At 42.7% G+C, this 13,966-nt stretch carries 15 protein-coding genes; 3 read left to right on the top strand and 12 right to left on the bottom strand.

Annotated features, from left to right (window positions below):
* The 3 genes from KTQ90_RS10880 to KTQ90_RS10890 form a co-directional block, all read left to right on the top strand.
* Positions 1 to 318 (top strand): hypothetical protein (locus tag KTQ90_RS10880; protein WP_217318455.1); only part of this gene is annotated, 318 nt, incomplete at its 5' end.
* A gap of 241 nt (positions 319 to 559) precedes the next feature.
* On the top strand, positions 560 to 895 hold the full coding sequence (locus KTQ90_RS10885) for a hypothetical protein (protein WP_217318456.1): 336 nt from the start codon (positions 560 to 562) through the stop codon (positions 893 to 895).
* Positions 896 to 908: 13 nt separating this feature from the next.
* The gene (locus KTQ90_RS10890; protein ID WP_117664305.1) at positions 909 to 1,289 is read left to right on the top strand and encodes a hypothetical protein; all 381 of its coding nucleotides are present in this window, start codon (positions 909 to 911) and stop codon (positions 1,287 to 1,289) included.
* Between the two features lie 330 nt (positions 1,290 to 1,619).
* Here KTQ90_RS10890 and KTQ90_RS10895 read toward each other — a convergent pair whose 3' ends face one another.
* Genes KTQ90_RS10895 through KTQ90_RS10945 form a run of 12 tightly spaced genes read right to left on the bottom strand, consistent with a single transcriptional unit; the run spans position 1,620 to position 13,904 of the window.
* Complete coding sequence (locus KTQ90_RS10895; protein ID WP_254359689.1) at positions 1,620 to 2,888, bottom strand: OmpA family protein; 1,269 nt, start codon at positions 2,886 to 2,888, stop codon at positions 1,620 to 1,622.
* Positions 2,885 to 3,817, bottom strand: coding sequence for a phosphoribosyltransferase (locus KTQ90_RS10900; RefSeq protein ID WP_217318457.1), 933 nt, complete (start codon positions 3,815 to 3,817; stop codon positions 2,885 to 2,887). Before KTQ90_RS10900 ends, KTQ90_RS10895 begins: the two co-directional genes overlap by 4 nt.
* 31 nt (positions 3,818 to 3,848) lie before the next feature.
* A complete protein-coding gene (locus KTQ90_RS10905) occupies positions 3,849 to 5,102 on the bottom strand; it encodes a zincin-like metallopeptidase domain-containing protein (protein ID WP_217318458.1) in 1,254 nt (417 codons plus the stop codon).
* 10 nt (positions 5,103 to 5,112) lie between these two features.
* Entirely contained in the window at positions 5,113 to 5,742 is a 630-nt protein-coding gene (locus KTQ90_RS10910; RefSeq protein WP_217318459.1) for a hypothetical protein, read from the bottom strand.
* A gap of 21 nt (positions 5,743 to 5,763) precedes the next feature.
* On the bottom strand, positions 5,764 to 7,338 hold the full coding sequence (locus KTQ90_RS13900; RefSeq protein ID WP_217318460.1) for a glucosaminidase domain-containing protein: 1,575 nt from the start codon (positions 7,336 to 7,338) through the stop codon (positions 5,764 to 5,766).
* 11 nt (positions 7,339 to 7,349) lie between these two features.
* On the bottom strand, positions 7,350 to 9,365 hold the full coding sequence (locus KTQ90_RS10920) for a MutS N-terminal domain-containing protein (RefSeq protein ID WP_217318461.1): 2,016 nt from the start codon (positions 9,363 to 9,365) through the stop codon (positions 7,350 to 7,352).
* Positions 9,366 to 9,395: 30 nt separating this feature from the next.
* Positions 9,396 to 9,845, bottom strand: coding sequence for a hypothetical protein (locus KTQ90_RS10925; protein ID WP_217318462.1), 450 nt, complete (start codon positions 9,843 to 9,845; stop codon positions 9,396 to 9,398).
* 15 nt (positions 9,846 to 9,860) lie between these two features.
* Positions 9,861 to 11,516, bottom strand: a complete 1,656-nt coding sequence (locus KTQ90_RS10930) for a hypothetical protein (protein WP_217318463.1) — start codon at positions 11,514 to 11,516, stop codon at positions 9,861 to 9,863.
* A 2-nt stretch (positions 11,517 to 11,518) separates the two neighbouring features.
* Entirely contained in the window at positions 11,519 to 11,821 is a 303-nt protein-coding gene (locus tag KTQ90_RS13775) for a hypothetical protein (protein WP_217348400.1), read from the bottom strand.
* An 11-nt stretch (positions 11,822 to 11,832) separates the two neighbouring features.
* Positions 11,833 to 12,693, bottom strand: a complete 861-nt coding sequence (locus KTQ90_RS10935) for a M23 family metallopeptidase (protein WP_217318464.1) — start codon at positions 12,691 to 12,693, stop codon at positions 11,833 to 11,835.
* 16 nt (positions 12,694 to 12,709) lie between these two features.
* On the bottom strand, positions 12,710 to 13,198 hold the full coding sequence (locus KTQ90_RS10940) for a DUF4134 family protein (RefSeq protein WP_217318465.1): 489 nt from the start codon (positions 13,196 to 13,198) through the stop codon (positions 12,710 to 12,712).
* 28 nt (positions 13,199 to 13,226) lie between these two features.
* Positions 13,227 to 13,904, bottom strand: a complete 678-nt coding sequence (locus KTQ90_RS10945; RefSeq protein WP_217318466.1) for a hypothetical protein — start codon at positions 13,902 to 13,904, stop codon at positions 13,227 to 13,229.
* Between the last annotated feature and the right edge of the window lie 62 nt (positions 13,905 to 13,966).

Raw genomic sequence — 13,966 nt, forward strand, 5'->3', positions numbered from 1 at the left:
CCAAAATTTCCCATGCCAGTTCCTATCCGTTTTGACAAAGAAAATTATGAGGAGGGTATCATATATACTTATATTTTTCATGATGGAATTGTATTCTTGCATGAAGGAGCCTTAATGCAATTTGATATAGATTCTTATATCCCATCAGATTCTGTACTTACAAGAAAGAGTTCTACATATTGGGGAAAAGAGCATGGGAAATTTTGGAAAAAATATATTTGTGACAGTATCAGATTTTATTACTACAATGTAAATAAAGAAGATAAAAAGAAATATGATGATATTGTTAAATCGATAAGAATAGAAAAACGCTTTTGAAATCAAAAATTAATAGTGTAGAACTTATCTTGATGAGAATTGATTTTTGTGATTTACGAATATACATAATTATCAGAATGGAGTCATGGGATAACATTTTGTTTCTGCATGAGATAAACATAGAAAATCCGTGGATAGTCCTATAGACATATTATTGTGCGTTTTTTGATTAATACTACAATTCTATGCAATAAATTCAACATCCAGTCGTTCTTTAGTTATAACATAAAAGCAAAACAATATGAACTATATTTGTCTTTGGGGAATATTAGCGTTTATAACAGGAATTGCAATAATGTTTTCAGTTATTAAGCACAAAAAGTCGGTAAGTGCCATAAAAAATGGCACTTACTTGATTTTTTCAATTTTGATGATATGCTTAGGAATAACAACCATCTTATTTAAAAGATATGATAGTATTTGTGCAATATCCTTTGGTATTACATTCCTAAATATCACATACAAAGACAGGCGTAATTTCCCACCGAGTTTTACAATAAACTATATTAATTATCTTAACGGATATGTTGCTGGTTTTGTGTCTATAATGTATGGTTTGTTTAGAATATTTGAATAAATAATCAAGTAATATGTCAATACAATTCCCTATACTTAATATTTCCTTAAGTAATTTAAGTTCACAGGATTTGGAAGAAACCCACATTGGAGACTTATGGGATTATCCTGGCGATAATAGTATCTTTGAAGAATACTACAATAATCAAAAATATGTTGACCAAAGTGGGCATATATTTAAAATAATAGGAAAAAGAAAATCAAATTTTATAAATTCAATAATCCATTTTAATAAAAAAGAACTGATATTTGAGGATTGTGGTGAGACTATTAGCTTCTCTGTATTGAAGGATTTTTTAATCAATAGATACAATTCATTAGATGATAATTTAGCTAAGTCGGTTCTGATTAGATTAACAAAACAATCAAAAAATATCAAGGATTTAATTGGGTAAACGTAAAAACATAGCCCATTTTTGAGGTAGTGTAAATAAACTGTATCAAGCGATAACAATTAAAGCCAACACAGTTTATTTTACACTCTCCATACTTTCTTATTCAGAGTATAGTTATTCCCATCCTCCGCTGACTTGTCTATGTATGATGCTACAAAATAGATAATCGAAAAGACCGTATAAAGGAAACACGGCAAGAATATCCAAAGCAAAGTCTTTACCCACATTCTTACAAGTCACCCTGCGCTAATCTTGATTCTATAGACACAAAAAGACCTGAATGCTATAATAGCAGACAGGTCTGATTTTAGGTAATAGAAAAAGTTTGTTCTATTGAGTCAATAGTACCACTCCAAATCTATTGGCTTCTTTGGGTAAGAATTGCTCAATGCCACCTAAACTTGTAGCTTTCATGGCATCTTTATCAACACCTCGTTTTATCAATTGTTTACAGATGTACTTGGCTCTTTCAATACTCAGATGGCGATTTCGCTTATCTGAGCCAGTTGCTTTGTCAGCTGCTCCCGATATATGAATGGTTAAGTTTTGTTCTTTTGCAATCTTTGCAATCTCATCAAGATTGACCAACTGTGTTTTGTCCACCAATTTTGCTGTGTTCAACTTGAAATAGAAGTAAATGGGAACACCTATGGTTACTTTTGTCTTCTGTGACAGGCTATCCGAAGAACTATCATTGTTCTCATTTCCTAACGACATTCTATAACGGAGGGAGTTAAGACCACTATAGTTGTTCTTGTCTGTGGATGGTGCTTCGATATTGTTGTTGGCATTGGCTTGTTGTGAGTGTTCCGAATATCTCTTCAGAAGATAGTTGTTTTGGTTGATGTACGGACGTGCATCAACGACTTTTTTCCATCCTCTCTTGCCTATGGTATACGACAAACCGACTGAGGCATTGACCATGTGGTCACCAAATCTGCTTGAAGCTCCGACGCAATCAAAGCTTTTCATCGTTGTCATACCACTGACTTCACCGACAAGATGAAGACGGTCAGCAAGAAGATAGCGAAACTCGACACCATAGCTGAAAGCAAACGGATGGTTGCCGGAAGGGACATTGTCCGTTAGAAAATAACCAGGAATGTTTGACGAGTTGTATATCATACCGACACCGATGTAAGGAATTACATCAAATTTCGACAAACCATACTCGTTGCACTGCAGGTTGTGCGTGAGATTATACATGAAGTCCGCATGAACGAACTGGTACTTCATAGACTGTAAGTTTGCATTCTTGAATTTAATCCCTTGATAACCAATTCTGCCACCGACGGCAGGAGTGAACCACTTACCAACACCGATTTGCAACACCGGCATAACACGGTCGAAAAGGTCTCCACACCCTATAGGAGTGCCGATGAAAGCGGAGGTTCCTCCTTTTGCTTCCACGAACCAATTGTTATCCCAACCAGTAGTTGATGTTATACCGTCAAGGTAAGATGGAGTTAAGGGAACAAGTAACTCGGCTTTGTCCCTTGCTTCAATTTGGCATCGTTGCTGTGCCGTCACAATACTGTCTCTTGCCATAGACACCATAGATGTCAGGCTGAGCAGAAACATGAATACATACTTCTTCATAATTTGAATTTGATTGTTTTACTTTCTTCTGTTATTTCTTTAGTTTTGACACCTTGAACCCCATTTCTTGGAACTTCTGTCTCCATTGCTGGCAGATTGGGGCATTCTTGGTGTGTTCGTTGAACTCTTGCGCAGAGTTGTGCAACTGTTGTTTTTGCTTTGGCGTTAACCATTCTGGAGAGTTTTGCCGCTTCTCCGATGGTAAGACACCTGATTTCTGATGCAATTCCATATTTTCTTAAATCTTGGTCTGTAATACCCGATGCCTTTAGTCTTTCGATAAGGCTGTTGTCTATTCTTATATCTTTAAGCTTGCCGAAGCTGCCATGACCGAATGTGGTCATCATCACCACATTACCACCCTTGCTTTGTATGTAGTCCCTCATATCTCTAAGTTCGGCACCTGATGTGATAAAATCATCCACAAGGATATAGTCTACCCCTTTCTTGACCTCACCTTCAAAACGTACACGTTTGCTAATCCTTGATATGTCAGAAGCATTGGTGTGGGAGACATCTGTGACCGCAATGATATTATGCTCTACGTTCATCCCTATTGCCGAAAATTTTGCAGCGTAAGCAGCCGGTATCATATTGACCTTGCTGTCTTGCATCTTGTGATTATAAGCAATATGGGCGTTGGGATAGCATCTTGCAATAGAGCAAACCTTATCGTCCTTAACCAAGTCGTTGACCAAGCGTAACGCTGCATCATAATCTCCATGTTTTGCTGCATGGAAATCAGGATGTTTGCGTGCTATGGCAGAACTGGTATGATTGATAACAGCAGGGAAATAGTTACCCCAAGCCATCCCTTCTGGCATATTGTCTTTCTGCTGTAACATATATATCGCTGTACTCAAATCAACTTCTATTGGCGTATTTCCAAGATACATCTCTGCTCCTTCTTCTTCTGATATTGTGAACAACACTTCTAATTTAGGGTTCGGCTCATATATTTTAACGATGAAATCGGGGCTGTTCGGTGCTTCTTGCTACTACCTCCTCATGTTGGACTTGGGGTTTGGTTTGCTCTTGTGTAGACTGATTTTCTTGATTTGACACAGTCGGTCTCTCAGCCTTGTTACCAAAAACAGGGGTGAAAGCCTTGTTCTTTTCACGGATGTCCGAGAAATCAGCCTCCCAACCGTCTCGTTCAAGACGCTGCGCCACAGCATCAAGCCTCTGACTGATGAATGAGGAAGAACGCTTGACATCCATTAGAGAGGTCTTGATGAAATTGGGGTCTTCCTTCAGACTGTCAAGCCAAGACTTCAAGTAAGCGGCGCTGTCACTTTTTACATGCTTCTCCATTCCGTACTGTGAAGAGACAAGTGCGGCTGTAAGCTCTGCGACAAGTTCTTCCTTTGCGTATGACTCACTTCCAAAGGTGGAGCCTGGAGCCAATCGATTCAAGCGGTTTTCTGAACCTGAGGCATGGCTCATCTCATGTAAGAGATTGCTGTAGAAGGACTCACCATCTATGAACTGTGCCTTTTCAGGAATGACTATCTCGTCTTTACTGATGCTATAATAGGCATTGTCCCCATGAATGGGCTTTATGGGACATACATAGAGGTCTTTCTCTATCATGGCATCCAAAGCAGGGAAATCAACCATACCATCTGTGGTGCGCAGACTTTGCCCAACGGCTTCATCCTTGAACTTTTGATACATCTCTGGACGTGCTTCTTTGAGATTGGTCTGGTCGAGATTGAAGACGTTATAAACCTGTAACTTTGGGTAGACATTGTAGTTATTCCTCTCGTCTTGAGTGAGCTGCTTATAATCGTCGTACTTGATGTGCTCTTTTGTTTCTTTATGTACACATGTGAATGTGGTCAGCATAACCGGGGTGCTCTTTTCTCCTTTGTTGATGCCGACACGAGGGAGTTTGTTGCCGTTCTCGTCTACAGCTGCCTTCTTGCCATCTTTGTCTTTTGTGAAGTTCAGACTTACAATGCGGTCAAAGGTGGCATAACGGGAAGTCTGCCATCCATTCTTTTCCTGCATGAGCATCAGAACAATGCTGTTCATGCCATTGTAGTTCCGACCATTGAGGTTTTTGGGCAGTTGGGCTACTTGCGGTGAAAACCAGGGCTTCTTCCAATCTTCCTGCAAGTTGCGGATCTTTTCAATCATAAGTTCCGCAAAGGTGTTCAAAGCGCGGTCTTCCGCACTAAGCCCATCGGTATTGTATGTATTCTTTTTCATACGCTCTGCTTTACTGTTGGGTGTTGATGTATTCGGTCATGTCATGCACACGGCAAGAAAGTCTTACCACGTCATTGTAGGCTGAAACCTGCAATTCACCGGTTATGTCCACATGTGCCTTGGAGTGCATCCAATCAGGAATGATGCTCTCAACTGCTGCGCCTTTTTCTGGGAAGCGCATGAAATTAACCCATGTGCTCAGATACTCCTGTCCGTTCTTTTCCAAGGAATAGGCAGAGAACACGATGAACGGATGACCGTTCTTGTCTGTCTTCTGCTGATAGATATTCTCTTTCTTCAGATAGCCACGGAATGAGAGTGTACCTGAAATAGAGTCAAGTTCAGCCACATTCTGGGCAGTTATGGCGTTGCCTGTCAGATAGAAGTTCAAATTGTCTTCTTTCTTGCGGATGTCCAAATTGCCGTTTACTGCCACACGCAGTCCTTCAACATAAGACTGCGCCTCGTCCTGCTTGGCGTTTGGAAGCGAGACAAACACATCGATGCTTTTACTTGTTGTCTTAGCATCCGTTAAAACGACTGTCATGACAAATGACAAATACGGATTGTTGTTCTTGTCTGTACGAATATTTGCGCTGCGCTTTATCGTACCTATGACATTTGCTTCTGCTTTAATCATATCTTGTAAGTTTGATTGTTATTATCTTCTTTGAATGGTCTGTTGCTGGGATTGTTGCTGTGCTTCAATCTGCTCATAATTGTTGGATGCCTGATAAGAGAATGTTATGGCATTGACAATGCAGCCAATCCTTTGTCGCTTTGTGGTATCGTCACTGTCGCTTTGAAGAATGTTGGAGATACTGTTCTTCTCTGCATTGGTCAATTCATGGGAGTATTCCTTCTTGCCATCATTAACAACAAGAACCGCATTTCCTTTGTCATTGATGCTCAATACAGCAGACTTTAGGTTGGGGACAAAGCTGCTGATGTCAATATGACGATTGATAACAGCATCACTGACCGCTTGCATCTTTTCTTCCTTACTCTTGTTCTCCATTTGGATGGTAAGCATAAGCAATGTCATGAACATTTGCATAAGGTTTCCCAAGAGACCTTTGTCACCTCCACCTTCAATGCCGAGGGCTGCATCTTCAGAGCCGAGGAGTTTACTCATCCAGTTTTCTGGTGTTTGCTCGTCGGTGTTTACAGCTTTTGTTCCGGCTGTCATGTATTCGGCAAGTATGTTCTTTCCGTTATATTGTGCCTCGATATTGAGATTGCCCTTTTGACTGATTTCTGCAAGGTAGGCAGCTGGATTGACCCATTGCAACTTATTGTCTGCCGAGACGTTAATGACACCAAAATGAAGATGCTCACCAGTGGTTCGTGTGCCGGTATTACCAGAAACACCCAACTTCTGACCAGCATTGACCGTATCGCCTTTCTTGACGGATATTTCACTAAGATGCATGTATTGCACTCTTGTTTTAGTTCCGTCTTCACGAGCATACTCCACCGTAACGGTTTTACCGCCACCAGTTGTAGTTCGATGATCGACACCGACAACCACGCCATTGTTTTCTGTAGCAAGGACATTGTCCTTATTGGTCTTGATGTCTATGCCGTGGTGTATCTGCGTTTTGCCTTTGTTTATAGGATCTTCGCGTTGACCGTAAGGAGACGTAATGAGCATGAACTCCCTGCGCTGTACCGGCATACTGTAACTTGATTTTGGCAAATTCATTCCAGTAGCTTTGGCTTTTGCACCTTCATTGTTTGACAATGGGTTGGACTGAACACCGAACTGCTTTCCCTCGGCATTCATCTGTTGTATCACCATTTTGTCAAAACGTTGGAGCTTTGCACCTTCAATAACATCAACTAATGTGGACACATAGTTGCTATCAGACGCATAACCACCTTTTTTGATACCTGCAGCCCAACCTTTATAGTCATCATGAGATAGTTTTCTAACATATTGTTGGTACCGCTGCGCCATGAGTACCTTGGAATGGTCTTCATAGCTTTGCCCTACATTGTCATATTTCTTGAATTTCTCATTTGGCTTGTCATCGTCTGCCAGGACATAGTTTCCATTATATGTACCCTTTACGCCGAAATGGTTGTTGGCTGAATTTGCCAGTGGGCTTCTGCCGTCGGCAGACTCTATGATGCCCTGGGCAAGAGTTATTGATGCAGGTATGCCATATCGCCGCATCTGCTCCATAGCATACTCTGCATACCGTTCTATATATTGCTGTCTTGATGATGTCATATCATACTGCTTTATCTGTGCATACCATGACGCTCTTCTTTTTGAGCGGAGACAACTTCCTTAACCTCTTGCTTGGCTTCCTGCTTGTTTTCCTCCTGCTGTGAGGTTTTCTGTCTTGGAGATTCCAACTGGTCACAAATGGCAACTCGTTCTCCTGCTCTGATAAGCTTGGGAAGGTAAGTATCGAGGGCATGATATGGGAAACCGGCCATCTTTAACGGCTTTCCTTCCTCATCCATACGCTTGCTGTGCTTTGTGAGCGTGATACCTAAGATATTTGAGGCCTTTACCGCGTCTTCCTTGTAGGTTTCATAGAAATCACCACAACGGAAAAGCAATAATGCATCAGGGTGCTTTTGCTTCAAATCATTGTATTGCTTGATGATCGGGGGTACATTCGACATCTGCTGTTGCTGCCGTTTCTCCTCCTCGTGGTATTCACGGTGTTCATTCTCCTCATGGAGCTGAGTACCCTCCACGTCAGGAGAGGTAGAACGCTTCATCTCCTCCAGCTTTCCTGCAAGGACATCAGAATACAGAATGGCTGCGAGGTGTGTCTTGTAGTCCTGCTTGTCATCTGCAAGCCACATTCTTTGCCATTGCGACTGGTTTATCTGCACGGACTTCTGCTTCTCATCACCGATGGTGGCAACAAGCAGAATTTTGTTGTCCTTTGTCTTAAAGGCATTGACCTTGCTGATAAGGTCTAACGCATCTTGTGAGGCATTGCTTCTAAAGATGTTGGCTTCCTTTTCGGGATTAGCTGCCACTACTGAGTAGTATTTCTGAGCGAACTGGGTTTTGAATTCATTCACATGAGTCTCATCATGGTCATTCTTCATCATGTCAAAATACAGGCTGACATCCTCACGACAGGGATGAACAGCAAAAGTACGGGCGTTCTCAGGCTTTGCAGCAAGTGTCCACTTGCCTTCATCGTCCTTCAGCATTGAGATCTGTGTAAAGGTTGATGGAACCTTGTCGATAGGAAACTGTGAAGCCCATGCCTGTTGGCGTTTTTCAGAAGGCTTCTCGATGAGTTTGATTTTTTCTCCATTCTCGGCCTTCTTTATCATCCCAACTGTGCGGTTCACGTCATGGAGAACCTTTTGCGTCATCGTCGGATCCGCTTTCAGTTCGGAAATGATATTCGGTAACTGTTCAACGGTCTGCGAACGCATCTTCGCTGTCATGCCCAATTCAAGCATTCTGTGTGCAGACGCAAACTCTTCTACAAGCATTTCCATATGTTGCTGTACTTCTGACGGTGTCTTTACGCCATCAACGGAAAGTCCTTCTCGTCCCAAACGTTGTGGAACTCCAGTCGCATGAACTATCTGCCGGGTTACCTCTTGCACATAGTCTGCATATGAAGGAAAATCCTTCTGAGCAGGGATGTGTAATGTGTCTTTTTTGCTATCATAATGTGCAATACCAGTGGCATCCTTGCGGATAGGGACGAGATTGTCCTTCATACTCTGGATGAATTTGTTGACATCCATTCGAAGGAGCTTTTCATCTGTCGGTCTGTTTGGTCCAAACTGCTCCACCTGCTTGGCATATTCTTCCTTATGAACATGGGACATGGTGGTTTGGTCGATGTTAAAGACCGTATACACATCCTCACGAGGATTAACCTTGTATTTTGCTTTTTCTGCATCTGCGAGAGAATTGTATTCTGCACGGCTGATTTTATCCTCCGCATTGTCTTTGTTGACGTACTGGTTGAGGTTCTGCCAAACGAAAGGGACTCCTTTCTGTCCTTTCTTAACGGCCTCACTGCGGTCATGGGTTTCATTGAACATCGTGTAGCTGTTGGTCTTGAACTCGCCATTGTCACTGTGCATGGCCATGATAAGCGCATTGACTGGAGTAATCCGTAATGTCTTGTCATAGAACTGAGGCATCGCCTTTTGCCATGCATTAAGCAAGGTGCCTCCATTCTTGTTAGCTCTTTCAAGGGCTGCAACTAAGACTTCCGCTTGTCGCTCTGCACCTGTTTTTTTGTTGATGTTTTCTTCTGCCATATTATCGTATCATTTAATGGTGTTATGCTGTTATTTTTCATTCATTTCAAGGATACCTTGGAGATGTGGATATTCACAGCCACTGTACTGAATCCAATCAATATTGTTGTCTTGAAAATATTGTCTCAGGAATTTGGTGTTTGCTTCAAAATTATCTGATGCAAAGACCAGTATACGTCTATTCTTATAGCGGTATTTCCCTTTTTTGTCCCGGAAGCGTTCTCTTAGAAAGACACTTTTCCATACCCCTTTGTCTTTGTTTATTGATGGGGCTATGATAAGCATATCATGCCCCCAGACATCTTCGCTATAGATATACGTTTTCTCTTTGACTGTCAAATGTTCTTTGGTAAGCTTTACTGCCGTTTCCCGACTCGGTGCTCTTACAATGTATTCTTTGACTCTCCAATCTGATGTTTCGTTAGTCAACCAATATTCAAGGTTTTCTACGATTACAATATGCAGTTTTTCTTTCTTCATGACTATTTCTTGTTATTAGCGTATTCCTCTCACTTGTTCGCGCTCTTGTTTTTTCTCATAGCTTTCTGAGGCATTGCGCAAATCCTGTCTGTTGGATATTGTTGCCTGGTCAGCTTTGGCAAGTATGCGGTTGGCAATCGTGTTCACAGTCAAGGATCCCTCATTGTATGCTTCTATAACGGATTGCGGCAAAGTGACAAGACGTGGAACATTATCCATGTCAACAAGTAACACGTTACCTTCTATCTGTGGGTTCTTCAGTCGTTTGTCAAGCTCCTCATCAGCATACCGTTTATAGCGAGAAACAGGTTGCTCGCCATTCTCTTTCCGATACTCGGCAAGAGCCTCTTGACCAACAGTATTGAACAGACTGGCACCACCATACAACATAAGCGGTATCTTCATCAAAGGATTACTGATGAATGTTCCAGTGAGAAGGGCCGCCAAAGGCATCATTGTTTCCTTGTTCAGCCCTATAGACCTTGTCTTTCCCGTAAACACGCCGACTAACATGTCTGGCAGCATGGACAGTGTGATTCCCAGATGTTGCATGGTGTCCCCCATGCCACCCATTCCCATGAAACCAATCAAGTTGTCCCATCCTGCGTATTCTCCAGTAGAAGCACCTGGCATTGTTGCTTGCGCGGCCTCCGCTTCATTGGCGTTTGTCGTGTACGCCGTAGAATCATCAGCTTCCGCTATATTGGAATAATGCACTGCATCTTTACCATTTTTGCGGTCTGCGAGTTCTTTCTGTATTACTTTGGCGAATGTCTCGTATTCCATAGCACGAAAAGTGGCATCAGAAACGGACATCATGGTGGATTTGCCGTTTGCTTTCACCGTTCGTTCCCCAGCATTGACGGCTTGATTGACCTTATTCCTATATCTCTGACCATTCTTGTTTGCCCAGTCCAAAGCAATGCTCAACTGTTTGTCTGTGGCATAAGCACAACTTTTGAATCCCATCTGATCAAGCATCCATTTAGGGACACTGGCTTTCTTCTTGCTTGCAGCTGCTACCTCCTTCTTTGCCTGTTGTTTCTGTTGTTCTACATACTTTTTTTGTTGGCCTTGGGACGTGCGTTCAACCACTTCCGTACCACCATCTATAGCCAACTGTCCGAAGAAACCGCCAGCGCCCCATGTGGTAGCAGCGTTGATAAGCCATGAGCCGATGTTTCCTGCCACTTCTTCAAGAAGAGAAGGGTTGTACTTTTCTTCAGCTTTCTTGTTGATATGGTCTTGCAATGAGGTCGTTCTGACCCTTTCAGGAATATAGAAGATACTTCCTTCTGCCGCTTTACGGAGTATGTAGTCTGCACTTGACTTTGGCATTTGCTGCTTGACAAGGTAGTCTATCATCTTTTTCTCCATCACAGCATCTACGGTTATGTGCTGTCTTTTCAGTTCAGCCTTGACCATGTTGATATAGTCATCTACCGTCTTACTATTCCACTCGCCAATGTATTTTAGGTTGTCATAATAGGTCGCTGTGGCAGTCATGCCACCATCTGGCCCTGCCGCCCCTGCCAAAACAGCTCCCAATGAAGAACTATATCTTCCATATTCCTCCATTTGTTTACGGCTTAGGTCATCACGAACTTTCTTCATGATGGGGATGACTTTGGATGTGAAGATGTCTTGCTTGTCGCTATTTGCTGTTGCCATGATTATATGAATGACTGTCTTAACTGGTTGATTACCTGTTCTCTTGTTTGGGCAAGGGCTGCATGGAGGACTTCCATCTGACGAGGGAAAAACTCTTCCAACCACTCGTCCTTTGCCACATTGTCCTGTATGAACTTAATGGCTAACTGGCGATTGATTTCTATGGCTCGTTCACCTTTCTTCTTGCCATTGAACCAAGCCTTTGTCCACCACACGATGCCGTCCTTGTCGGGATAGACGCTGACGGTACGTTGTATGTCGAAGCTCTGAATGTCTATGTCGAAATTCTCGAATGGGTCTATTATCCCTTGGCTTGCTATGGCGTTGTCAGTAGCTTTTTTTTTTCGTACTCCGTCATTGTAGAGAGGAACACTCCATGCATCAGAGCGAGGTAGTTGAGAAAATCATGTGTCAAGATGGTCTGAATGCGTCCTATGATGCCCAAGCTACGCTCTCCCAAGCCCAAGGGGTTGAGCATACTCGGTGTGTGTTCATAATAAGCGCCACTATTTGCACCCTCTGCCAAGACATCACGTAGGACTTGCTCCGTTCCGTTGGGTACCTTGTATCTGCTTGTCAGCAAGTCAATCATGTACTTGCCGAAGAACCTCTGATACATTTGGTCAATCTCTGGTTGCTGGCTATCGTATGGAGTTTCCACTTTGAAGTCCAATGTGGCAATTTCAGGATTGTTCCCTTGAATGGTCTTCTGCTCATAAACTATAAGATTGTCCCTCACCATCGTAAGAAACTCTATCGGGTCTATTTCATCACCATTGAAACGAACTTCAATGTGAAGGGTGTCATCACACACAGCAATGTTGTCACCAGCATTTACGCTTTTGCCAAAATTGCAAATGGATTCCTTGATATGTGAATAGACCACATCATAGACAGCGGAGCTTCCTGCTGCATAATTGCGATAGTTAACTGTTATGTTGAATCCTTTTTCACGGTCACTGGCTATTCCAGATACTACACCTGTGGCAAGAGCTTTGAGCCATGTGTGGGGATAGACCTTGAAGTCTACTCCATGATGAAAGAACTCCTTGCCAGTCACAGGGTGTGTCTGTTTACCATAGCCGAGCGTTATCTCCAAAGGTGTCGTTTCTGACAACTCAAATGGCATGGCGTAACCGCTTGGAGAAACAAGATTCATAGACTGTTTGTATTCCATGTCTTTGCTTATTTGTTTAGTTGAGCTTTATGTCCGGCTTGACGATACCTGTGCCAGGTCTTAATATCGGGTCAAACCTATGGTCTGGCCGCCAGATCGGATTGTTGATGTCGGGAATGGTTATGTCTATTTTTCCCCAACGGTCTCCACCTGCAAAGTCCCCAGAGGAACTTCCCGAAGAGTTCGTGTTTCCTGCAAGCAAGCCCGACTCCTGATAGTCGAAGAACTTAGGAAGTGCAATCGTCATACACAACATGGCTACACAACCTCCTCCCCATGTGAGAATGCGCTTCTTTACATTTCTGTCATTGTTGGCAATGGCATAATAGATGACAAACGCTGCCACTATGCCTATGATGCTTGCAAGGACATAACCCAATGCTTGAACATACGGCGTATAGCTATAAATGGCATCACCTGCAGTCCCTATGCCATCTGTAATGCTGTCTGCAAATGCATGACTTGCAAACAGGCTTGCTCCAAATACTGTTAATGTCTTTCTCATATTATTCGTATTATTGATGTTACTGATATTACCGATGCCTGTTGCGTTGTTGCTGTTCATCTTGCATCATCTCTTGATTTTCGGCTTGGGCAACTGTCTGTGTCTGCCGTTGTGAGTTGCTGCCTATCATCATCATGGCCATCAATGCGCCACCGACTTTTCCCAGTAGTCCAGTACGACCAAATACCATATAGGCTGCAGCTATCAAAGCACCTATTCCCCAACCAGAGATTTTCCCCGAAGCAAGATTGTTGAAGAAATTACCAAACATATTGGTTCCGTTGCCTCCAAACAGGTTGCCGATGAAAGAGCTGATGCCTTTCAATGTGTCCCCAAAAGTTCCCAGCAATCCTTTTGTTTCCGCTGCGGTGTCCTTAATTTCTGAAATGACCTTGTTTGTGGTGTCCTTTACTTGCTCTACCGTATTTTCACCTGTATAGCCGTTTACGACATCGTGCGCAAAGTCTCCAGTTCCGTCTGTTCCACCACGGAGCGTTTTACCTACAGCTGTGCCAATGGACTCGTCTGGATGCGAAAGTTTCTGCCATCCTGCGAAAGTTGCCACACTTGCAACTGCTGTGGTTTTTGGATTTTTTGCGACAGCGCCAACAACGGAACTGCCGCCTCTCCATAGCGTGGACGTTACTTTAACTCCACTTCTCCATAGTTTGGGTATAACCCTTGTCGCTAATGATAACCAACCCATATCTTTCTATTTTTTAGGTTTTACACTCTTTGCATTTACTCTCCACACACTCAGACAGTCTT

It is taken from the genome of Leyella stercorea (assembly GCF_019052365.1).
In the GTDB taxonomy this organism is placed as follows: domain Bacteria; phylum Bacteroidota; class Bacteroidia; order Bacteroidales; family Bacteroidaceae; genus Prevotella.